General features: G+C 55.4%; 1 protein-coding gene. It reads left to right on the top strand.

Annotated elements, in window-relative coordinates:
- The first annotated feature begins 152 nt into the window (after positions 1-152).
- Entirely contained in the window at positions 153-362 is a 210-nt protein-coding gene (locus ACFQH9_RS29845; RefSeq protein ID WP_165383662.1) for a hypothetical protein, read from the top strand.
- Positions 363-455 lie beyond the last annotated feature (93 nt).

Below are 455 nucleotides of genomic sequence, written 5' to 3'. Positions count from 1 at the left end.
CCTCAGAGGCCCTCAGCGCGTTTCTGAGGCCTCCGACCCGAAACACACACCTTTCTGTGCCCATATCGAGAAAAAACGCCCCTGATGATTCTGGCGCGACTGCATGGCTATGCACGGACATACCTGGCCGGGGTTTTAGCGGCTAAAATCCGATGAACGCCCTGAAAGCCACCACAAACCACCCCGAAAACGGTGAACGGGGACGCAATTTATTGCGTGGCCGTGAAGCGTTGCCGGCGCAGCCGGAAAACCGGTTTTCAGCACGTTCAGGAATCGGGTTCGTCGACGGCCGGCAATCACGTTATGGCAAGTCGCCGGACGACTCACCACTCGATTCACCGGCGATTCGACTCGTGACTTGACTCTAGAGTCACCACGGTCAAAAAAACGCCAAAGCGACGATTCGACTCTAGAGTCAAGTCGTCATAAGTTACTGATAGTGTGGAGTGAGTCGT

Source organism: Pseudonocardia lutea (assembly GCF_042658055.1).
Lineage (GTDB): Bacteria > Actinomycetota > Actinomycetes > Mycobacteriales > Pseudonocardiaceae > Pseudonocardia > Pseudonocardia lutea.
This window is presented reverse-complemented; position numbering and strand designations above follow the sequence as displayed.